21 protein-coding genes are annotated in these 20,583 nt (G+C 72.6%); 11 read left to right on the plus strand and 10 right to left on the minus strand.

What is annotated here, in order from left to right; all coding sequences use genetic code 11:
* Positions 1-120: 120 nt before the first annotated feature.
* The 3 genes from AB0H64_RS00475 (at position 121) to AB0H64_RS00485 (ending at position 3,992) form a co-directional block, all read left to right on the plus strand.
* Positions 121-603 carry a SigE family RNA polymerase sigma factor gene (locus tag AB0H64_RS00475; RefSeq protein ID WP_357618184.1) on the plus strand — a complete coding sequence of 161 codons (483 nt, stop codon included), beginning with the start codon at positions 121-123 and terminating at the stop codon, positions 601-603.
* Positions 600-1,640: a hypothetical protein gene (locus AB0H64_RS00480; protein WP_357618186.1), complete on the plus strand. Its 1,041-nt coding sequence runs from the start codon at positions 600-602 to the stop codon at positions 1,638-1,640. Before AB0H64_RS00475 ends, AB0H64_RS00480 begins: the two co-directional genes overlap by 4 nt.
* A gap of 138 nt (positions 1,641-1,778) precedes the next feature.
* A complete protein-coding gene (locus AB0H64_RS00485; RefSeq protein ID WP_357618189.1) occupies positions 1,779-3,992 on the plus strand; it encodes a hypothetical protein in 2,214 nt (737 codons plus the stop codon).
* A gap of 82 nt (positions 3,993-4,074) precedes the next feature.
* Here the strand turns inward: AB0H64_RS00485 and AB0H64_RS00490 are convergent, their stop codons facing one another.
* Positions 4,075-4,329, minus strand: a complete 255-nt coding sequence (locus tag AB0H64_RS00490; RefSeq protein WP_357618192.1) for a hypothetical protein — start codon at positions 4,327-4,329, stop codon at positions 4,075-4,077.
* A 383-nt stretch (positions 4,330-4,712) separates the two neighbouring features.
* On the opposite strand from AB0H64_RS00490, the gene AB0H64_RS00495 reads away from it, so the two are divergent.
* The 3 genes from AB0H64_RS00495 to AB0H64_RS00505 all read left to right on the plus strand — a co-directional run bounded on the left by AB0H64_RS00495 (position 4,713) and on the right by AB0H64_RS00505 (position 7,517).
* Positions 4,713-5,747 (plus strand): helix-turn-helix transcriptional regulator, encoded by a 1,035-nt coding sequence (locus AB0H64_RS00495; protein ID WP_357618194.1) that lies wholly within the window; start codon positions 4,713-4,715, stop codon positions 5,745-5,747.
* On the plus strand, positions 5,744-6,883 hold the full coding sequence (locus tag AB0H64_RS00500; RefSeq protein ID WP_357618197.1) for a hypothetical protein: 1,140 nt from the start codon (positions 5,744-5,746) through the stop codon (positions 6,881-6,883). The genes AB0H64_RS00495 and AB0H64_RS00500 overlap by 4 nt, the downstream gene beginning before the upstream one ends.
* A gap of 79 nt (positions 6,884-6,962) precedes the next feature.
* Positions 6,963-7,517, plus strand: coding sequence for a GNAT family N-acetyltransferase (locus AB0H64_RS00505; protein ID WP_357618200.1), 555 nt, complete (start codon positions 6,963-6,965; stop codon positions 7,515-7,517).
* A 79-nt stretch (positions 7,518-7,596) separates the two neighbouring features.
* Here the strand turns inward: AB0H64_RS00505 and AB0H64_RS00510 are convergent, their stop codons facing one another.
* Positions 7,597-8,607, minus strand: a complete 1,011-nt coding sequence (locus AB0H64_RS00510; RefSeq protein WP_357618203.1) for a substrate-binding domain-containing protein — start codon at positions 8,605-8,607, stop codon at positions 7,597-7,599.
* A 334-nt stretch (positions 8,608-8,941) separates the two neighbouring features.
* On the opposite strand from AB0H64_RS00510, the gene AB0H64_RS00515 reads away from it, so the two are divergent.
* Positions 8,942-11,290 carry a glycoside hydrolase family 3 N-terminal domain-containing protein gene (locus AB0H64_RS00515; protein ID WP_357618206.1) on the plus strand — a complete coding sequence of 783 codons (2,349 nt, stop codon included), beginning with the start codon at positions 8,942-8,944 and terminating at the stop codon, positions 11,288-11,290.
* 140 nt (positions 11,291-11,430) lie between these two features.
* Here the strand turns inward: AB0H64_RS00515 and AB0H64_RS00520 are convergent, their stop codons facing one another.
* A complete protein-coding gene (locus AB0H64_RS00520; RefSeq protein WP_357618209.1) occupies positions 11,431-12,429 on the minus strand; it encodes a zinc-dependent alcohol dehydrogenase family protein in 999 nt (332 codons plus the stop codon).
* Positions 12,430-12,522: 93 nt separating this feature from the next.
* Between AB0H64_RS00520 and AB0H64_RS00525 the strand changes: the two genes are divergently transcribed.
* Positions 12,523-12,840, plus strand: a complete 318-nt coding sequence (locus tag AB0H64_RS00525) for a helix-turn-helix transcriptional regulator (RefSeq protein ID WP_357618212.1) — start codon at positions 12,523-12,525, stop codon at positions 12,838-12,840.
* A 7-nt stretch (positions 12,841-12,847) separates the two neighbouring features.
* On the opposite strand, the gene AB0H64_RS00530 is transcribed toward AB0H64_RS00525, so the two are convergent.
* Positions 12,848-13,384, minus strand: a complete 537-nt coding sequence (locus AB0H64_RS00530) for an NUDIX domain-containing protein (protein WP_357618215.1) — start codon at positions 13,382-13,384, stop codon at positions 12,848-12,850.
* Between AB0H64_RS00530 and AB0H64_RS00535 the strand changes: the two genes are divergently transcribed.
* Entirely contained in the window at positions 13,383-14,207 is an 825-nt protein-coding gene (locus AB0H64_RS00535) for a PIG-L family deacetylase (protein WP_357618217.1), read from the plus strand. The genes AB0H64_RS00530 and AB0H64_RS00535 overlap by 2 nt on opposite strands.
* 39 nt (positions 14,208-14,246) lie before the next feature.
* Here the strand turns inward: AB0H64_RS00535 and AB0H64_RS00540 are convergent, their stop codons facing one another.
* Complete coding sequence (locus AB0H64_RS00540; RefSeq protein ID WP_357618220.1) at positions 14,247-14,804, minus strand: SDR family oxidoreductase; 558 nt, start codon at positions 14,802-14,804, stop codon at positions 14,247-14,249.
* On the opposite strand from AB0H64_RS00540, the gene AB0H64_RS00545 reads away from it, so the two are divergent.
* Entirely contained in the window at positions 14,776-15,051 is a 276-nt protein-coding gene (locus tag AB0H64_RS00545) for a TetR-like C-terminal domain-containing protein (protein ID WP_357618223.1), read from the plus strand. The two genes, AB0H64_RS00540 and AB0H64_RS00545, sit on opposite strands and share 29 nt — an antisense overlap.
* A 14-nt stretch (positions 15,052-15,065) precedes the next feature.
* On the opposite strand, the gene AB0H64_RS00550 is transcribed toward AB0H64_RS00545, so the two are convergent.
* Genes AB0H64_RS00550 through AB0H64_RS00570 form a run of 5 tightly spaced genes read right to left on the minus strand, consistent with a single transcriptional unit; the run spans position 15,066 to position 19,384 of the window.
* Positions 15,066-15,581, minus strand: coding sequence for a hypothetical protein (locus AB0H64_RS00550; RefSeq protein ID WP_357618226.1), 516 nt, complete (start codon positions 15,579-15,581; stop codon positions 15,066-15,068).
* Position 15,582: 1 nt separating this feature from the next.
* Complete coding sequence (locus tag AB0H64_RS00555; RefSeq protein WP_357618229.1) at positions 15,583-16,596, minus strand: LacI family DNA-binding transcriptional regulator; 1,014 nt, start codon at positions 16,594-16,596, stop codon at positions 15,583-15,585.
* Positions 16,597-16,615: 19 nt separating this feature from the next.
* On the minus strand, positions 16,616-17,425 hold the full coding sequence (locus AB0H64_RS00560) for an ATP-binding cassette domain-containing protein (RefSeq protein WP_357618232.1): 810 nt from the start codon (positions 17,423-17,425) through the stop codon (positions 16,616-16,618).
* Positions 17,422-18,393 carry an ABC transporter permease gene (locus tag AB0H64_RS00565; protein ID WP_357618235.1) on the minus strand — a complete coding sequence of 324 codons (972 nt, stop codon included), beginning with the start codon at positions 18,391-18,393 and terminating at the stop codon, positions 17,422-17,424. The genes AB0H64_RS00560 and AB0H64_RS00565 overlap by 4 nt, the downstream gene beginning before the upstream one ends.
* A gap of 1 nt (position 18,394) precedes the next feature.
* Positions 18,395-19,384 carry a sugar ABC transporter substrate-binding protein gene (locus tag AB0H64_RS00570; RefSeq protein ID WP_357618238.1) on the minus strand — a complete coding sequence of 330 codons (990 nt, stop codon included), beginning with the start codon at positions 19,382-19,384 and terminating at the stop codon, positions 18,395-18,397.
* A 203-nt stretch (positions 19,385-19,587) separates the two neighbouring features.
* Here AB0H64_RS00570 and AB0H64_RS00575 point away from each other — a divergent pair, with 203 nt between their 5' ends.
* Complete coding sequence (locus AB0H64_RS00575) at positions 19,588-20,568, plus strand: carbohydrate kinase (protein ID WP_357618240.1); 981 nt, start codon at positions 19,588-19,590, stop codon at positions 20,566-20,568.
* Positions 20,569-20,583 lie beyond the last annotated feature (15 nt).

The following is a 20,583-nucleotide window of genomic DNA, read 5'->3' on the forward strand; positions in this document are numbered from 1 at the left end:
GGCCGTGGGTGGGGCCGGGCAACCCGGCGGGCGCGTCGATGCGTCACTAGCCGCAGTGGCCCTCAGCGGGAGGGCCGGACCAGACGCGTGCGGGCGCGCCGCGCCGGCAGGAGGCATCAGGTGGCGGATCGGGCGATATATCAGGAATTCGTGCTGGCGAGGTCGGACCGGCTGTTACGCACCGCCTACCTGCTGACCCGCGACTGGGCCCTGGCCGAGGACCTGCTGCAGGAGTCGCTGGCCAAGGCGTGGTTCGCCTGGCCCGGCGTGGAGGAGCCGGAGGCGTACGTGCGCCGCGTGCTCGTGACGACGTACACGTCGTGGTGGCGGCGCAAGTGGCGGCGGGAGCTGCCGAGCGACGACCTGCCGGACCTCCCCGTGGACGGCGGCGCCGAGGGCGACCGGGAGGAGCTGTGGCGGGCCGTCGGCCGCCTCCCCGCCCGGATGCGCGCGGTGATCGTGCTGCGCTTCTACGAGGACCTGCCCGTGGCCGAGGTGGCGCGGCTGCTGGGCTGCGCGGCCGGCACGGTCAAGAGCCAGACCGCCAAGGCGCTGGCCAAGCTGCGCGTGGACGAGTCGATCATGGAGGAGATGTACCGATGACCGTACGCGACCTGCGCGACGTGCTGCGCGAGCACGGCGACGCCACTCCCCCGTCCAACCCGGCCCGCCACGAGCAGGTACGGGCCCGCATCTCCCGGATCAGGCTGCGCCGGCGGCTCGCCGCGGCCGGCACCGCTGTGGCGACGCTCGCCGCGCTGGCCTTCGTGTTCCTGCCCGGCATGGCCGGAGCGGGTCCCGACACGACGGCCGCCACGTCCGCCACGGCCGGCCCGCTGGCCGGGTCGCCTGTCCCCGACGAGCTGCCGGAGACCTTCACCGCGCCGGACGGCACCGTCTACCGGCGCCTGGCCACGGCCTCGATCGGGACGACAGGCTCCCGGAAGGCCACGGTCACGGTCCCCGTCACGGGCAAGCCGCTCGACTTGGCCGGGCTCTGCACCCCTAAGGGCAGGAGGCTCTCCGGCATCCAGATCGGCGTCAACGGACGGCCGGTGCCGAGCGGCCTGCTCTGCAAGGGCAGCAGGCAACTGGCGGGCCTCACCGTTCCCCGGGGCACCGGGAAGCGGGCCACGATCACCTTCGACACGACCACGCACGGCTCGGGCTGCGTGCGGGCCGACTCCAAGAGCCCCTGCCGCCCGTTGAAGGAGGAGCGCAGCCCCTGGTCCCTTGCCGTGTACGAGTGGACGCCGCCGAAGACGCCGGTCGAGCCCGGGGCGCCGAGGGCGTTCCCTCCGCACCAGAGCGGCTGGAAGCTGGCGGACACCCGGACCGGCACCTGGCCGGCGCAGAGGTCCGTGACGTTCCGGGTGCGCGGCGACGGCCGCCAGTTGGGGGTGGACCAGATCTGCACCGGTGACCTGGCCACGCGCCTGTGGTTCAGGTACGAGATCGACGGCAAGGACACCGGTGCCGCGAGCGCCTGCGGTGTGTGGGAGAAGGGGCCCTTCCCCATGGGGATGTCGCTGTTCAAGACGACGAAGGGCAAGCCGGTGACCGTCACCCTGAAGCTGTTCATGGAGTCGCCGACGGGCGGGCGGCCGGTCCGCTGGTCGGTGGGGCTGTTCCGGCAGTAGGCGTGAGGTGGAGGGCGCGCGAGCACGAAAACCCCCGGCGGTTGTTGGCAACTGCTTCGCTTGCGCGCCCCCACGGCCCCGGGTGATAACGGCTTGTCACCCCAACAAACCCGGGCAACACCCACACAAGGGGGTTCCATGGCGCGCCACCGGATCATCGGGCTCGCAGCCACGCTCCTCGCCTTACCCCTCCTCACCGCGCTCCCCGCCACAGCACAGACAACGCAGACAGCGCAGACAGCGCCCAAGGCTCCTGCGCCCTCCGACATCAGGGAGCTGACCCGCCAGGACTTCACCCTCGACGGCAGGCCGGTCAAGGTGCCGTCGTCCTACAAGGCCAAGCCGAGCGCCAGGGCCAAGGCCGCGGACACGCCGCCGGTCGGCACGGTGCGGCAGTGGCTCGGCATGGACGACTTCAACGGGCGGCTCTACCGCAAGGACTACACGCTGCGCGGCGTCGGCGACAACATCGAGGTGTGGGTCGCCAACGACCTCGCCTTCCCCGCCGGCGACTGCCGCGCGCAGGTCCCGTCCAGCACGCAGGTCACCGACGCGCAGGTGGCGAGCCTCGTCCACGAGTTCGACACCAACATGTACCCGAAGGAGACCGCCGCCTTCAGCAGACCGCCGGACCGTGACGGCTCCAACGCCGCCCTCGGGCCCGACGCCAACGGCAACGGCGGCGTCTACACCGGCGCGGGCAACCGCACCGTGACGCTCGTCGACAACGTCAGGGACGACAACTTCTACGACTTCCCGGCCGCGCCCACGTACATCGCCGGGTTCTTCTCCTCGCAGTTCAACGAGCTGCTCGACCGCAACGTCATGACGATCGACGCGTTCGACTGGCTGCACCGCACCGGCGCCAACCCGCCGGACGAGCCCACCTCCGACCTGTGCCCCTCCCGCCCGGCGCGGCCGCACCAGTACGAGAACACCTTCGCGCACGAGTGGCAGCACCTGGCCCACTACTACACCGACCCGCTCGAGACCACCTGGATGAACGAGGGCCTGTCGGACTTCGCGCAGACCCTCGTGGGATACGCCAATGCGAAGGCCACGGTGTTCGACCGGGGCGCCGACAGTCACATCTACTGCTTCCAGGGCTTCGGCACCGTGCAGACGCCGTACAACACCAACCCGCGCGACTGCGGCGGCCCGGAGAACTCGCTGAACCTGTGGGGCGAGGGCGCGACGGCCAGCGGGGTGCTCGCCGACTACGGCAACGCGTACTCGTTCATGCTGTTCCTGTACGACAGGTACGGCACGGACTTCCTGACGCGCCTGCACCGGGACGGCGACCTGCAGGGACTGGCCAGCCTGCGGGCGGCGTTGGAGGCGCGCGGCGTCAAGAACCCCTACCAGGTGATCCACGACTTCCAGACGACGACCCTGGTGGACAAGATCATCGGGGAGTCGGCCAGGGGCGTCATGCTCGGCGTGCCGAGGAAGCGGGTGACCACCGCGAGCCTGCGCTCGACGGTCAACCTGGACAACCCGGCGGCGTACAAGACGGCCGGCGCCGCCCCGAACGGCGCCGACTACGTGCCGCTCCAGGCGGCCGACGGGAAGGTCCTGCGCGGGTCGGCCCTGCGGTCGCTGTCGTTCGAGGGCGCGAAGACGCTGCCCGCGCAGCCGCTCGCCTGGACCGTCGTCTCCGACGACCCGGACCGGGCGGGCAACCCGGTGCTGTGGTCGGGCAACTCCAGCAATCTCGACGCCGCCGCGGTGACCCGGGTGACGGTCCCCGCCGCGGACCCGACGCTGCGCCTCCTGGCCAAGTACGGGGCGGAGAGCGGCTTCGACTACGGCTACGTCGTGGTCTCCACGGACGGCGGCGTCACCTACACCGCCGTCCCCGGTGACCGCACGGTGACGGGCCCGCTCGGCCCGGCGCTCAACGGCACCACCACCGGCTTCGAGCCGCACACCTTCAGCCTGGCGGCCTACGCGGGCAAGGAGATCCTGCTCGGCTTCCGGTACGTCAGCGACGCGGGCGTCAACGAGGGCGGCCTGCGGATCGACGACGTCACGGTCGGCGGCACGGCGGTGAGCGACGGGTCGAGCCTGGAGCCGTTCGACTCGCCGACGGAGATCCACCCGACGCCGGTCGCCAACTGGAACGTCCGCCTCGTCGGGCTGGACGACAGGCACGCGGTGGCGCTCCAGGTGGAGTCCGACGGGCGGCGCACGCTCTCGCTCAACCGGCTCCAGCTCGCCGTGCTGGCCCCGTTCCCGAAGGTGGTCGCGGTGGTCGCCTACGACGACCCGACGGAGCAGGTGGGGCAGTACGCGCCGTACACACTGAAGGTCAACGGCGTCACCCAGCCAGGGGGCGCCCCGCAGCAGTGACACCGGTGCGAGCCGGAGGGAAGGCGCCTGCCGCCCGGCGGCGGGCGCCTTTCGTGCTCGCCGTCAGAAGGTTCCGACGCCGTCAGACAGTTCCGACGGCGAGCGCGACCTGCGCGATGATCGCCATGGCCACCGTGCCGAAGGCGGCGAGCGCGATCAGGACGAGCAGGACGCGCAGCAGGGTCGAGACGACCTTGGACGCCTGGCGGATGAGCACGATCATGAGCCAGAAGGAGGCGGCCGCGAGGAGGTAGAGGACACCGCGCGCGGCGGTGACGCCCTCGGGGCTGGCGACGGTCGTCGCCATGACGACAGGGAGAGTCAGGGTTGCAGACATCGAGGTTCCCGGGATGTGACGCGCCGATGGGGCCTGGGACGAGTGCGGCACTCCTGGAGAAAGGTTGCCCCGGGGGTGCCTGCCCGTTTCGTGAAGTGCTCAGCCCGCGCCCTTGCGCCGATCCGGCGGATCCCTGATCCTCATGGCGGCCTCGCTGGTATAGCTTCAGTTAATCTTCAGCAGCTTTCATGGCCTTTCCCTGACAATGGGATGCCCCCTCCCCCTACGCTCTAACCACCGTCGCGAGCAGGGGTTGACAAGCAGATACGAGCCCTTGCGGGCGGCTCGGCGACTTCTCGCCGCCGACCAGGGCGTTCACCCTCGCCTTCCGCGATGAGTAGAGGTTTACTGAAGGTGCTGAACTTCAGATGGGGAGTGGCACCATGGAGGATTCCGGTCAGGCCCTGTCGGGCCGGCTGCGGGCGCTGCGCACCCGGCGGTGGCCGCACTCCAGGATCAGCCAGGAGCGGCTGGCGCGGGCCCTCGGCGTGAGCGCCCCGCTCATCTCCTCCTTCGAGTCCACCAGCCACCCCAAGGCGCCCAAGCCCGCCTGGCTCGACGCGTACGCCACGCTCTTCTGCACCGAGCGCTCCGTCGAGGGCGGCGGCCTGCGGCTGCTGTCCCCCGACGAGCTGACGGCCGAGGAGCTCCGGGAGCGGGATCAGCTGCGGCAGGAGCTGCTGGAGCTGCGCGCGGCGGCGCTCGGCGAGCCGGCGGCCACGCGGCGGCGGGCCGCCGCCAACCTGTGGGAGTTCGGCGACGACAACCAGATCACCCTGGTCTGCGCGCGGCTCCCGCCCGAGATGCTGGCCCGCATGCCGTACGTCGAGCCCGGCGACCCCGACTTCATCGAGCTCTACACCTACGCCGACCTCGACGCGCTGTTCGAGCTGCACGGCCACATCCGCGCCGTCAACCCGCGCAGCGAGGTCCGCCGGCGCACGCCGCAGGACCTCGAACCCGACGACCTGACCGCGCACCTGGTGCTGCTCGGCGGCATCGACTGGAACGAGATCACCACTGACGTGCTGCACCGCCTCGAACTGCCCATCGAGCAGGTCACCGACTGGGACAAGGGCGTGGAGCCGTTCTTCCTGGCCGGGGGTGAGCGTCACCGTCCCCGGCTGGACGGCGGGACCCTCAAGGAGGACGTGGCCCTCTTCTACCGCGGCCCCAACCCGCTCAACCGCAAGCGCACCCTGACGATCTGCAACGGCATGTACGGGCGCGGCACGCTGGGCGCGGTCCGGACGCTGACGGACAGCCGCTTCCGGGACAGGAACTCCACCTTCGCCCGCGAGCGCTTCGGCGGCCGGGCGGCCTTCGCCATCCTGACCCGGGTGGCCGTTCTCAACGGCCTGGTGCTGACCCCGGACTGGACGCAGGGCGAGGCGAGGTTGTTTGAATGGCCCGAATGATCCAGCCTTCGCGGGACCATCACGGCTCCCACCGGCACCTGCTGCTCGCGCCCGGGGCCGGAGCCGGCGAGGGGCGGATCGACGCGATCGTCGTGCCGACGGTGCGTCACCACCGCAGTCTGCTGCACGCCGTCACGCTGTCGAAGGCGCTCGGCTGCCCGCTCCTCGTGCTCTGCAGCGGGCCGTACACCGGAACGGCCCGGCTGCGGGCCCTCGCCGGGCTGGGGGCCGAGGTGATCGCCGTCGACTTCCCGGGGAGCGCGGCCCTCACCCTGCCCCGCTTCGAGACCTCCGCCGTCCTGCCGCCCCGCTTCCGCCGCAGGACCGACACGGCGGCCAAGCGCAACCTGGCGCTGGCGCTGGCGCGAATGCTGTCGTGGGAACGGATCGTCTTCCTCGACGACGACATCGAGGTGGGCGAGCCGGACGATCTGCGCCGGGCCGCCGGGCTGCTCGGCCGGTTCAGCGCCGTCGGCCTGTCGGTCGCCGGCTTCCCGGACAACTCCGTCGTCTGCCACGCCTACCGGGCCGTCGGGGGTCACCAGGAGTCCTTCGTCGGTGGCGGAGCCCTGGCCGTCGAAACCGTGCGCAATGTCGCGTTCTTTCCAGATATTTACAACGAAGACTGGTTCTATCTGCTCGAAGGTGACGGGCTGCGCCCGCTGGCCGTGACGGGGAAGGTGCGGCAGGCGCCGTACGACCCCTTCCGCACCCCGGAGCGCGCGCGGAGCGAGGAGCTCGGCGACGTGCTGGCCGAGGGCCTGTTCTGGCTGCTGGACGAGGGCCGGACGATCGACGACGCGCACCACGGGCACTGGGAGGACTTCCTGGCCCGCAGGCGGCGGTTCATCCGGAGCGTGCTGCGGCGGATTCCGGACGCGGACGCGCCCCCGGCGGAGGCGCGGCGCATGGAGGAGGCGCTGAAGGCGGCGCTGGGCCGCCTGGCGCTCATCACGCCGCACCTGTGCCTGGCCTACCTCGACGCGTGGCGGGCCGACCGCAAGTCCTGGCGGGACTTCGCGGACCTGCTCCCCGCCGCCGGGACGGTGGACGAGGCGCTGCGCGCCCTCGTGGCCCCGGGGTACCCGGCGCTCACCTCGCTCCACCTGAAGCCCGCGCAGATCTGCCAAGGGTGATCGGCACTCTTCGTCGTGACCTGACAGATTCCCGTGACGTGCTTGTTATGAACCGATTGACACGTCGATCGTAAAAGTTATGCATCATGTCCGGATTCGGGCGGCTATCGAGAAGGATCTTCCCGCGCTCTCGGGCGCCCTCGGGGAGGAGCCGTACTTCGTCACCCAGCTCGCCCGGCAGCGGAGCGGGCACGGCGTGCTGCTGGTCGCCTGGCGGGTGTCCACGCCGGTCGGGCACGTGTACCTGTGGCTGGCGCCGGCCGCGGAGCCCGAGGTGCGCGACCGGTTGCCGGGCGTGCCGCTGATCGTCCACCTGCGGGTGGCGCCGCAGCACCGGGGCCGGCGGATCGGGAGCCGGTTGATGGACGCGGCCGAGGGGCGGCTGAGCGCGATGGGGCACGCGCGGGTCGCTCTCGGGGTGGACCTGGACAACGAGCGCGTCGGCCCGCTGTACCGGCGGCGGGGGTACCGGGAGTGGCCGTACCCGCCCGTGCCGACGACGCGCGAGGAGCTGCGGCCCGACGGGCGGGTGGAGGAGGTGGCCGACGTGTGCCGCATCCTGGTCAAGGACCTGCGGCAGGCGCCGGTGAGCCACGCGCCTCGTCCCGCGCGGGGCGAGGCGAGGCGCGGCTAGACCACACCGTCGGCCGCGCAGGCGCCGGAGCAGACCGACGACCGGCTGACCGACGTGCCGCCGGGAAAGCCCTCCTGGTTCAGCTCACGCGTCGTGTGGTGCTCCCTCGGACGACCAGGCTGGTGGCGAGCTCGATCCGGGTGCCGGTGGACTCGCCGGGATGGGACAGCTCGTCGGCCACGAGCCGGATGGCCTCGTTGGCCATGTCGCCGAGCGGCTGGCGGACGGTGGTGAGCGGGGGCGACATGGTCTCGCAGAGCGGGGCGTCGTCGAAGCCCACGACCGACAGGTCGTCGGGCACCCGGATGCCGCGCTCGGCCGCCGCCTGGTAGACGCCGGCGGCCTGCAGGTCGGAGCCGGCGAAGACGGCGGTGGGCGGGTCGGGCAGGTCGAGCAGCTCGCCCCCGCGCTCCTTGCCGCCGCCGATGAGGAAGTCGCCGAAGCGGGTCAGCGCGGGGTCGGGCTCGATGCCGAACGTGCGGTGCGCGGCCAGGTAGCCCTCCTGCCGGTCGAGTGTGCACTGTGTGTCGCGGGGGCCGCCGATGAACCCGATGCGGGTGTGCCCCAGCTCCAGCAGGTGGGTGGCCGCCATGACGCCGCCGGACCAGTTGGTGGCGCCGACCGTGGAGAGCCGGGGGTCGCGCTGGCCGACGGGGTCGAGCAGCACCAGGGGCACGTGCAGCAGCTCCTGGATGGCCGCGACCTCCTCCTGGCCAGCCCGCCACAGCACGAGCACGATCCCGTCGGTGCCGCGTCTGCGCAGCACGCCGAGCCACTGGCGCAGGTCGAAGTCGGGCCGCGCGGAGGAGGTGACGACCAGGGAGAACCCCCAGCGCGCCGCGGCCCGCTCGGCGCCGCTGATCAGGACCTGCGCCCACGGCGAGCCGAGGCCGCCGATGAGCAGGTCCACGAGGCCCACGCGGGGCGCGCTGGGCGGGCGGAGCGCCTCGTACCCGAGGGCCCGTACGGCTTCGAGGACCTTCTCGCGCGTGGCCGCCGAGACGTGCTTCTTGCCGCTGAGCACCTTGGAGACGGTCGGCACTGAGACGCCGGCGGCGGCGGCGACGTCGGCGAGCGTGGCTCGTGACACGGGACCTCCTGTGACCGGGGCGCGCCCTCCGGCGTTCGCCATCGATACGCAACTTTTCGGAAAATCCGTCGAGCGAGGTCGCCCCGCCGATCGCGGCTGATCAGGCAGGACTGCAAGGGACGGGGCTATTGACATGATTAAAGGCCGGAGCCTAGCGTAACGCAACGGCAATGTCACGATAATTTTTCGGAAAGCTGATCAGAAACTTTCCGGTCTCAATCGCCGCCGATCCGGGCGCGATGTACCCGACCCTCTTTCCCTTCGCGCGATCCCGCCTTCGGCCGGGGCCGTGCACGCCTGATCGGAGATGCCGACCACATGAGGATGGACGCCGGTGAAAGCTGAGCCGCACAGCCCGGAGAGCCGCCGGGCGCGGCGGGTCGACGACCTGGTGGCCGGCCTGTCGCTGGACGAGAAGCTCGCGCAGCTCGTCGGCGTATGGCTGAACGTCGACCGCGAGGAGGGGGTCGTCGCCCCGCTCCAGGACGCCATGCAGGGAGAGGACGTCGAGTTCGAGACGTTCGCGCGCCACGGCCTCGGGCACGTCACCCGCCACTACGGCACCCGGCCCGTCGATCCGGAGTGGGCGAGCACGCTGCTGGCCGAGCGACAGCGCTGGCTGATGGACCACACCCGGCCGGGCATCCCCGCCCTGGCCCACGAGGAGTGCCTGACCGGCCTGGCCGCCTGGCGGGCCACCACCTATCCGGCGCCGCCCGCGTGGGGGGCGTCGTTCGACCCCGTCCTGGTGGAGCGGATGGCCCGGCGGATCGGCGAGAGCATGGCGGCGCTGGGCGTCCACCAGGGCCTCGCCCCGGTCCTCGACGTGATCCGCGACCAGCGGTGGGGGCGGGTCGAGGAGTGCGTGTCCGAGGACCCGTACGAGGTGGCGGTCGTCGGCGCGGCGTACGTGCGGGGACTCCAGTCGGCCGGGGTGATCGCGACGCTCAAGCACTTCGTCGGCTACAGCAACTCGCGCGCCGGCCGCAACCTCGCGCCGGTCCACGCGGGCCCGCGCGAGGTGGCGGACACGCTGCTGTTCCCGTTCGAGGTGGCGGTGCGCGACGCGGGCGCCGGCTCGGTCATGCACTCGTACGCGGAGATCGACGGAGTGCCGGTGGCCGCCGATCCCACCTATCTGACGGACCTGCTGCGCGGCGCGTGGGGGTTCGAGGGCACGGTCGTAGCGGACTACTTCGGGGTGGCGTTCCTGCACACCCTGCACGCCGTGGCGGAGGACGCCGGGGACGCGGCCGCGCAGGCGCTCACCGCCGGGGTCGACGTGGAGCTGCCCACCGGCGTGGCCTACCTGGAGCCGCTGAAGGAGGCCGTGCGGTCCGGGCGGGTCTCCGAGGACCTGGTGGACCGGGCGCTGCGCCGCGTGCTCACCCAGAAGGCCGCGCTCGGGCTGCTGGACGAGGACTACGAGCCCGTGCCGTCCGGCCCCGTGGACCTCGACCCGCCCGAGGCGCGGGAGGTGGCGCGCCGGCTCGCCGAGGAGTCGGTCGTGCTGCTCGCCAACGACGGCGTGCTGCCGCTCGGCGACGCCGCGGGCAGGCGGGTCGCGGTCCTCGGGCCGAACGCGGACAGCGTCGCGGCGCTGTTCGGCTGCTACGCGTTCGTCAACCACGTGCTCCCCCACTTCCCCGAGGTGGAGGCCGGCATCGAGGCGCCCACGCTGCTCGCCGCGCTGCGCGCCGAGCTGCCGGACGCCGAGCTGGCCCACGAGCGGGGCACGGGCGTGGACGACGGCGACCGCGCCGGCATCCCCGCCGCCGCCCGGCTGGCCGCCTCCTCCGACGTGGCGGTCCTCGTGCTGGGCGACCGGTCGGGGCTGTTCGGCCGGGGCACCTCCGGCGAGGGCTGTGACGTGCAGGCGCTGGACCTGCCGGGGGCCCAGGCGGAGCTGGCGCGGGCCGTGCTCGCGACCGGGACGCCGACGGTGGTCGTGCTCCTGACCGGCCGGGCGTACGCGGTGCCGGACGTGCTGGAGCGGGCCGCCGCCGTGGTGCAGGCGTTCTTCCCCGGTGAGGAGGGCGCGGGGGCCGTCGCCCGCGTGATCAGCGGCGCGGTCAACCCCTCCGGCCGGCTCCCGATGAGCATGCCGCGCTCGCCGTCGGGCCAGCCGTACAGCTACCTGCATCCGCGGCTCGGCGCGGCGAGCTCCGTCAGCAACATCGACCCCGCGCCCGCGCTGCCCTTCGGCCACGGCCTGAGCTACACGCGCTTCGCCTACGCGGATCTGACCGCCGACGAGACCGTGCCGGCCGGCGGCGGGTCGATCCGCTGCGCGGTGACCGTCCGCAACGCGGGCGAGCGGCCGGGCGCGGAGGTCGTGCAGGTGTACGCCTCCGACACGATCGCCTCGGTCACCCGGCCGCTCGCCCAGCTCGTGGGGTTCGCCCGGGTCGAGCTGGCGCCGGGCCAGGCCGCGCGGGTGGCCTTCGACGTGCCGCCGCGGCTGCTCGCCTTCACCGGCCGGGACGGGCGGCGGGTCGTCGAGCCCGGCGAGGTGGTGCTGTCGGTCCGCCGCTCGGCCGCCGACGTGGTCGCGGAGCTGCCGGTGACGATCACAGGCCCCGTGTACGAGGTCACCGGCGCCGAGCGGCGGCTCACCGAGGTGAGCGTCCACATCGAGCCCGTCCAGGAAGCCCGGCGAGCCCAGGAGGAGGAGGGTTCATGACCCCGGACTCCGGACCAAGGCCGCCGCCGGCGCCACCGCCACGCTTCCGCTGAGCGGCCCGGACCTCGTCCGTACGTCGCGACGCTGCTGGAGCGGGTGGCCTTCGACGCGGTGGTGCTCGACGCGGTGCGGCAGCCCGGTCAGCGAGTCGTGGTCACCACGATCTTGCCGAACTGGGCGCCGGACTCCATGTGCCGGTGCGCCTCCACGATCTCCTCCAGCGGGAAGAGCCGGTCGACGACCGGGCGGAGGGCGCCGGCACGCAGGCCCGAGGTGATGAACGCCACCGCCCGGCGCAGCCGCGCGGGGTCCCGGGTGATCTCGAGCATCGTGTACGTGCGCATGTTGAGGGCGGGCATGCCCAGGTCGAACCCGGGATACGGCGTCGGCTGCCCGCTCTGCGCGCCCCACAGGAACAGCGTCCCGCCGGGGGCCACGGCCCTGGCCAGCTCGGTCACTCCCGGTCCGGCGACGGCGTCGAAGACGTACTCGGCGCCCCTGCCGCCGGTCAGCTCCAGCACCCGCCCGGCGACGTCCTCCTCCTCGACGACGATCACCTCGGCCGCGCCCTCGTCGAGCAGCCGCCGCTTCTTGGCGGAGGTGCGGGTGACGGCGACCGGCGTGGCGCCCAGGCGGCCGGCCGTGTGGATCGCGGCCACGCCGACGCTGCTGGAGGCCGCGGTCAGCACGACCGTGTCGCCCGGCCGCACGCCGCCCACCTCGGCCATCGCACCGTAGGCCGTGAGGTGGGGCATCCACACCGCCGCGCCGGTCACCGCGTCCACGCCGTCGGGGCGGGGCACGAGCGCGCTCGCCGGCGCGACGGCCCGCTCGGCGTACATGCCGTAGTCGTTGTGGGAGAAGGACGGCAGGACGCTGACCGCCTGCCCCTCCTCGAACCCGGTCACGTCCGGGCCGACCGCCTCGATCACGCCGGCCGCCTCGTTGCCGAGCCCGGAGGGGAAGTGCTTGACCGGCTGGATGTACCGGCCGCTCCGGAACAGCGCCTCGGCCCTGTTGAGCCCGATCGCCTCCACCCTGAGCCGCACCTCGCCCGGTCCCGGCTCCCCCGGCTCAAGGTCCTCCAGCCGCAGCACCTCGGGCCCGCCGAGCTCGTGGAAGCGCACCGTCCTGGCCATGTCGTCGTCCTCTCGTCAACCGTGTACGGGAGTCACTGTGGGCCACAAGTACGATGGCTGTCAAACTTCGATGGATGTCGTACCATGGGGCCCATGGGACGCACACCGCCGCATCCGGACGTGTCGCAGGTCGACCTCCAGCAGGTGCTGGAGGCCCTCGTCGACCCGGTACGCCGCAGCATCGTCACGCAGCTCGACGCCGCCGGCCGGGACCTCGCCTGCGGCACCTTCGACATCGCGGTCAGCAAGTCCACCGCCACCCACCACTTCAAGGTGCTGCGCGAGGCGGGCCTCATCCGGCAGTACTACGTGGGGACGTCACGGATGAACGCCCTGCGCCGCGCCGAGATGGACGAGGCGTTCCCCGGCCTGCTCGACGCCCTGACCGTGCGCCGGGTCGCCCGGCTCTGACGCGGGCTCACCCGGCGGGCGGCGGCCAGGCGTGCGGCGCGAACGGGACACCCCGGAGCACGTGCCGCAGAGCCTCGGCCGGATAGGCAACGATGTCGGCGGGCAGCCCGCCGAGCGGCCACCACCCGATCTCCGAGCACTTGTGCGGCTCGGCGTTGCGCGGCTCCCCCGCCCACGCCCTGGCGGCGAAGAAGAACCCGACCCGGTCGGGCGCCCGGTGCATCACGTGGACGAACGCGAGATCGCCGGGGTCGATGACGACGCCCACCTCCTCGCGCGCCTCCCGCGCGGCGGCGGCCACGACCGACTCCCCGCTCTCCAGATGGCCCGAGGGCAGGTGCCACAGCCCGTCGGCGTAGCCCGTGCCGGCCCGCCTGGTCAGCAGCACCTCCCCATCGCGTGCCGGCAGGCCGCGTATCAGCAGGTCGCGTACCAGGAGCACGTGGACGTCGACGATGGCGCGGAAGCGCGGCGTGTTCACCCCTCGCATCCTGCCGTCCGCCACCGACAGGTTGTCGGCGCCGGAGAGTAGGGTCGCTCCCATGGATCGGCAACTCACCCTCATGGCCGTGCACGCCCACCCCGACGACGAGTGCCTGAGCACCGGCGGCATCCTCGCCCGCTACACCGACGAAGGCATCCGCACCGTCCTGGTCACCTGTACCAACGGCGAGCAGGGCGACGGCCCGGGCGGCGTCAAGCCGGGCGACCCCGGCCACGACGACGCGGCGGTGGCCGAGCGGCGGCTGGCGGAGCTGCGCGAGTCCGTGGCCCACCTCGGCATCGACCATCTGGAGCTGCTCGGCTACCGCGACTCCGGCATGGACGGCTGGGAGACCAACCAGCACCCCGAGGCGTTCGCCAACGTCCCGGTCGAGGCGGCCGCGGCCCGGCTGGCCGAGCTGATCGAGCGCTACCGGCCGCAGGTCGTCGTGACGTACGACGAGACGGGCGGCAGCGGCTACGGCCACCCGGACCACGTGCAGACCCACCGCGTCGCCGTCGCGGCCGTCGAGGCGACGGGCATCCCCGACAAGCTCTACTACACGGCGATCCCCCGGGCCTCGATCAAGCGGATGTTCGAGATGATGGCCGAGAGCGGGGTCGACCTCGGCGACTTCCGGCCCTCCGACGACTTCGGCACCCCGGACGAGCTGGTGACGACCGTCGTCGAGGTCGCGCCGTACGTCGAGCGCAAGCTCAAGGCGCTGCGCGCGCACGAGAGCCAGGGCGACAACATCTTCCTGCTCAACATGCCGGAGCAGGCGCAGCAGGAGGCGTTCGCGCACGAGGCGTTCACCCGCGTCCAGAGCCGGGTCGACGCCCCGGACCAGGAGGACGACCTGTTCGCCGGCCTCCGCCCGTGACAGCCCTTCCGGGGGGAGCGCGCTCCCCCCGGAAGGAGGTCAGGCGACGGTGAAGCCGCCGTCCACCGGCAGGATCGTGCCCGTCACGTACGTCGCCTCGATGAGGTAGCGGATGGCCTGGGCGACGTCGTCCGGACGACCCACCCGCCCGGCGGGCAGCCCGCTCGCCATCGCCTCGAACTGCGCCGCCCGCGCCTCCTCCGGCAGGAAGCCCCACCACGGCGTGTCGATGACGCCGGGCGACACGACGTTGACCCGGACCGGGGCCAGCTCGGCGGCCAGCGGCGGCACCATCCGCTCGATCGCCCCGTTGAGCGCGGCCAACGTCACCGTGCCCGGCAGCGCCGCCCGCGCGCTGGCCGCGGAGATGAACACGATCGACCCGGTCACCCGGGCGTGCCGCACCGCGGACAGGTAGGCGAACAGCTTGCCCTCGAAGGCCGACCGGACGTCGTCGGCCCCGGTCTCGGTGGCCGGCCGCATGCCGCCCCCACCCGAGCTGAACGCCAGCACGAGATGGTCCACCGGGCCGGTCCGCTCGAAGAACGCCGCCACCTGCTCCTCGTCCGTGCCGTCCACCGCCTCGGCCTGCGCCACCCGGTCCTTCACCGCGGGCCAGCCGCTCGGGGTCGCGGCCGGTGACGATCACCTCGGCGCCGCGCTGCGGCAGATCCTCGACCGCGCCGCCGCCCGCGGCGAGATCCCCCCGGACGTGGACCGGGAGCTGCTCATCGACGTGGTGTACGGCGTCCTGTGGTACCGGCTGATGCTGAACCATGCTCCCCTGGGGGAGGACGCGGGCCGGGAACTGACCGGCCTGCTCATACGCGCCGTCTCCGCCTGACCACCCCGGGGCCGTTAACGGAGCGAGCGGATGGCCGCCAGCACCTCGTCGCGGCGCTCCGCCGCCTTCATCCAGGCGGGCAGCCGCTCCAGCATCGTCTGCGACCCCGCGGTCACCGGCCGCTCCCGCAGCGGCGCCGCCACGTACGCCTCCAGCACGTCCAGGTGCGCGAGGTTGTACGCCCACAGCACCCGGCCGCCGCGGCAGGATCGCCGCAGCCACAGCGGCAGCCCGAAGTACGGGTCCTCCGGGCCGCCCAGGCGCGGCACCACGTACGGGCCGCCGGCGGTGAAGTACGCGTCGCCCCGGCCCGGCTCCCAGCGGCCCGGCGCCCAGTCGGCGACCCGCCCGCACCCGCCGCAGCTCAGCAGGTGCGGAGCCGTCAGCCATCCCACGGCGTACGCGTGACCCTCACGGTGGTCAGGGTGGACCGCCACGCACGCGCGGCCCTCGCAGCGCGGGCAGCGCACGAGGATCTCGCGGGCGAAGTCCCACAGCCGCCACCCCTGATCCCGGAACCGCCCGGACACGTCAGCGGGCCGGGGGCAGCTCGCCCGAGCCCCTGGCGATGAGCCGGGTCGGGATCAGCTCGCGGCGGGCGGCGCGCGAGGGCAGGCCGTCGAGGCGCGACAGCACCAGCTCCGCCGCCGCCGTGCCCAGCGCGGCCGGGTCCTGGGCGACGACCGTGAGCGGCGGCTCCAGCACCTCCGCCAGCGGCAGGTCGTCGAATCCGACCAGCGCCACGTCCCGCCGCCCCGCGCGGGCCAGGGCGACGACCGCCCCCATGGAGGCGAAGTTGTTGGCCGCGAACAGTGCCGTCGGCGGGTCGGGCAGCGCGAGCAGCCGCGCCACGGCCGCGCTGGCCGCCTCCTGGTCGTGGCCGCTCTCGACGAGCGTCCGGTCGAACGGCAGCCCCGCCGCCGCCAGCGCGTCGCGGTAGCCCTGGAAGCGCTCGCGCCGGGTGTAGAGGGCGGCGGGCAGGTCGCCGACGAAGCCGACGCGGCGGTGGCCGTGGGCGACCAGGTGGGCGACCCCGTCCCGGGCGCCCTCGCGGTTGCCGCTGACCACGTGGTCGGCGGCCATGCCGACGGCGGGCCGGTCGAGGAAGACGATGGGCAGCCCGGCGACCCGCTCGGCGCGCAGGTAGCGGTGGTCGCTGGCGAACGACGGCACCACCATGAGACCACTGACCCGCCGCGCCAGGAACGTGGCGATCAGGGACCGCTCCAGCTCGGCCGTCTCGCTGGAGGAGCCGACGATGAGGGTCAGGCCGCGCGGGCGGACGGCGCTCTCGACTCCGCCCGCGACGGTGCCGAAGAACGGGTTGCCCATCTCGGGGATGACCAGCCCGATCGCGGCGTCGCGCGCCCCGACCCGCATGTTGCGGGCCATGAGGTTGGGCTGGTAGCCGAGCTTGCGCACCGCCTCCATGACGCGCTCGCGCGTCTCGACCGCGACGGGCCCGTCGTCGTTGAGGACCCGCGACACGGTCTTGGCCGTCACACCTACTTCGCGGGCGACGTCTGCCATCGTGGGTCGCCGCATTCCGACCATGGTAGTGGCGTCAGGACAGGCCGATGGCCTCCGCGGCGTCCTTGTCGGCGACCACCGCCTTGCCGTCCGAGACGGTCATCGCCCCGGTCATGATGGCCACGACCTCGGCCATGTTGTGGTCGCCCGGCTTGATCTGGGCGACCCGGCGGCCGAGCCGCTGCACGTGGATGCGGTCGGCGATCTCGAAGACGTGCGGCATGTTGTGGCTGATCAGGACGACCGGCGTGCCGCGGTCGCGGACCCGCTTGATCATGTCGAGCACCTGGCCCGACTCCTTGACGCCGAGCGCGGCGGTGGGCTCGTCCATGACGACGACGTGCGATGCCCAGGCCACCGCGCGGGCGACGGCCACGCCCTGCCGCTGCCCGCCGGACAGCGACTCGACGGGCTGGGTCAGGGAGCGCAGCCCGATCTTGAGGTTGGCCATGTGCTCGGCCGACTCCTCCCGCATGCGCTTCTTGTCGAGCATCCGGAACACCGTGCCGAGCGGCCCGCGCTTGCGCACCTCGCGGCCGAGGAACATGTTGGTGGCGATGTCGAGCGAGGCGGCGACCGCGAGGTCCTGGTAGACCGTCTCGATGCCGTGCCTGCGCGCCTCCAGCGGGTCACGGAAGCGCACCGGCTCGCCGTCGAGGAGGATCTCCCCCGCGTCCGGCTGAAGGGCGCCGGTCAGGGCCTTGATGAGGCTGGTCTTGCCGGCGCCGTTGTCGCCGATGACCGCGAGCACCTCGCCGGGCATGAGATCGAAGTCGGCGCCGTCGAGCGCCGTCACGTGGCCGTAGCGCTTGACCAGGCCGCGGGCCTGGAGCACGGGTGTCATCGGGTCCTCCTGCGGGAGAGCTGGTCGACGGTGACGGCGAGGATCACCAGGATGCCGGTGATGAGGGTCTGATAGATCGACGGTACGCCCATGAGCTGGAGGCCGTTGCGGAAGACCCCCACGATGAGGGCGCCGATCAGCGTGCCCAGCACGGTCCCGCGCCCGCCGAACAGGCTCGTACCGCCGAGGACGACCGCGGTGATGCTGTCGAGGTTGTCGGTCTGGCCGGCCTGCGGGTCGCCGACCCCCGTACGGGACACCAGCAGCAGCGCCGCGATGCCGTACACGAGACCGGCCACCGTGTAGACGCCGACCAGGAGCCGGTTGGTACGGATGCCGGTGAGGCGGGCCACCTCGGCGCTGTTGCCGAGCGCGTACACGTGGCGGCCCCAGGCGGTCTGGCCGAGCAGGTAGGCGAACAACAGGAACAGCACGATCGTGAGCAGCGACCCGTAGGTGACGTTGGTGCCGCCGAGCCGGAAGGTCTGGCCGAGGTACGTCATCGCGGGCGGCAGGTTCGTGACCGTCTGGTCCTGCGAGTAGATGTGGGTCAGCGCGAACACCACGTTCAGCATGCCCAGCGTGACGATGAACGGCGGCAGGTTGATCCTCATCACCAGCAGGCCGTTGAGCAGGCCGAAAGCCGCGCACACGACCAGCCCGGCGGCGATCGCGAGCAGCGGCGGCAGCCCGCTGTCCACGGCCAGCTTGGTCATCACGATCCCGCCGAACGCCATGATGGCGCCGTTCGACAGGTCGATGCCCGCGGTCAGGATGATGAGGGTCTGGCCGATGGCCAGCGTGCCCACGACCATCACCTGCTGGATGATCAGCGAGAAGTTGCCGCCGGTCAGGAACTGGTCGCTCTTGAAAGCGAAGAACACGCACGCCAGCACGAGCGCCGCCAGGGGCCCCGCGGTGGGCGTGGACACGATGCGGCGCGTCAGCGTCGCCTGCATGACCGCCATGTCAGCCCCAGCAGTTCGACAGGCCGAAGGCGGTGTCCTTGGCGTCGACGCCGGGGACCGCCTTGTCGGTGATCAGCGTGACGCCGGTGTCGGTGTAGCCGGACGGCTTCTTGCCGCTCTTGGCGAACTCCGACACGGCGTTGACGCCCTGCTCGGCCATCTTCAGCGGGTACTGCTGGGAGGTGGCCGCGATCTGGCCCGCCTGGACGGCCTTGACGCCGGCGCAGCCGCCGTCGACGGAGACGACGAGCACGCTCTTGTCCTTGCCCTCGGCCTTGAGCGCGGTGTGGGCGCCGAGCGCGGCGGGCTCGTTGATGGTGTAGACGAGGTTGATGTCGGGCGCCTTCTGCAGGCAGTTCTCCATCGCGGTCTGACCCTTGGCCTGGTCACCGCGGGTGTCCTGCGAGCAGACGATCCGCGGGTCGCCCTGGGCGATGCCGAAACCCTTCAGGAAGCCGTCGTGGCGGAGCTGGCCCACGGTGATGCCGGGCGCCAGGTCCAGGGTGGCGATCTTGACGGGCTTGCCGGCCATCGCCGCCTTCGCGTACTGGCCGATCAGCTCGCCGGCCTTGAGGTTGTCGGTGGCGAACAGCGCGTCCGTGGCGCTCTGCGGCTCGGTCGGCGTGTCGAGCGCGATCACGACGACACCGGCGTCCCTGGCCTTCTTGATGGCGGGGACGATGGCCTTGGTGTCGCTCGGGGTGATGAGGATGCCCTTGACCCCGGCAGCCACCATGTTCTCGATGGCGGTGATCTGGGAGGCGTTGTCCCCGTCGAACTTGCCGGCCGCCGTCATGAGCTCCATGCCGTCGGCCTTGGCGGCCTTCTCGGCGCCCTCCTTCATCTTCACGAAGAACGGGTTGGTCTCCGTCTTCGTGATGAGTCCGACCTTCGCGGCACCGGCCTCCTGGCCGCCGCCCCCACTGTTGCCGCCGCATCCGGCTGCCAGTAGTGCGGCAGCCAGGAGACCGGCCGAGAGCCTTGCTTTCATGGTGGCTTCCTAACAGAGTGGTCTCGGTTTTAATCGTACTATCAGGGCGAACGCAATGTCATCGTTGACACATGTCATCGTTGACATTGGCCGTGTTGCGATGATGAACTCCGAGCCTGGAAACGTCAATGCTTTCGCCCCGTAACGAATCGGCAACACTGGGATACGTGGCCGTTCGGCAACGTGGCGGGAAGGAAGATCCGATGATCGCTGTCCTCGGCGAGTGCGTGGCCGACGCCTTCGCCGAACACGGGCCCGGCCCGGAGCGGCCGGAAGGGCCGGGCAGCCGGCCCGGCGCTCCGGCCGGTGAGCTGACGCTGCGGGTGCACGCGGGCGGCGGCCCCGCCAACACGGCCGTGGCCCTGGCGCGGCTCGGCACGCCCACGAGGTTCCTGGGACGACTGTCGGGTGACGTGTTCGGGCGGCTGTTCCGCGACCGGCTGGCCTCCTCGGGCGTCGACCTGTCGGCGTGCGTGGACGCTCCCGAGCCGAGCACGCTCGCGGTCGCCTCGCTCGACGAGCGCGGCCAGGCCGCCTACGGCTTCCACGCCGAGGGCGCCGCCGACTGGGCGTGGACGTCCGCCGAGCTGGCCTCCCGCGACCTGGGCGGGGCCTCGTGCCTGCACACCGGCTCGCTGGCACTGGTCAGGCAGCCGGGCCGCGACGCGGTCGAGGCGTTCGCGGCGGGGGCGGCGAGCCGCGGCGCGACCGTGTCGATCGACCCCAACGTCAGGCCGAGCCTGGCGCCGCGCGAGGCCTACGACGTGCCGCGCTGGTGCGCGTTCGCGGACATCCTCAAGCTGAGCGACGACGACCTCGCCTTCCTCGCCCCCGGCGAGCCGGTGGAGCGGGTCTGCGACACCTGGCACGCCGCCGGGGCGCCGCTGGTCATCGTCACCCGGGGCGGCGCCGGGGCACTCGTCTCGCTGAACGGCGCGCGGACGGAGGTCGCGGCGCCGCGGGTCACGGTCGTGGACACGGTCGGCGCGGGCGACGCGTTCACCGCCGGGCTGCTGCACCGGCTCGGCCGCCGGGGCCTGCTGGGCGGGCGGCTGGACGGGCTGGACCTGGAGACGGCCGCCGACGCCGCCGCGTTCGCCGCCCGCGTGGCGGCCCTGACGTGCGCGGTCGCGGGCGCCAACCCGCCGTGGGCACGCGACCTGGACGACCGGGCGACCGCCTGAGACCGCCCCGCCGCG

This window comes from Nonomuraea sp. NPDC050733 (assembly GCF_040654215.1).
Taxonomy (GTDB): Bacteria; Actinomycetota; Actinomycetes; order Streptosporangiales; family Streptosporangiaceae; genus Nonomuraea.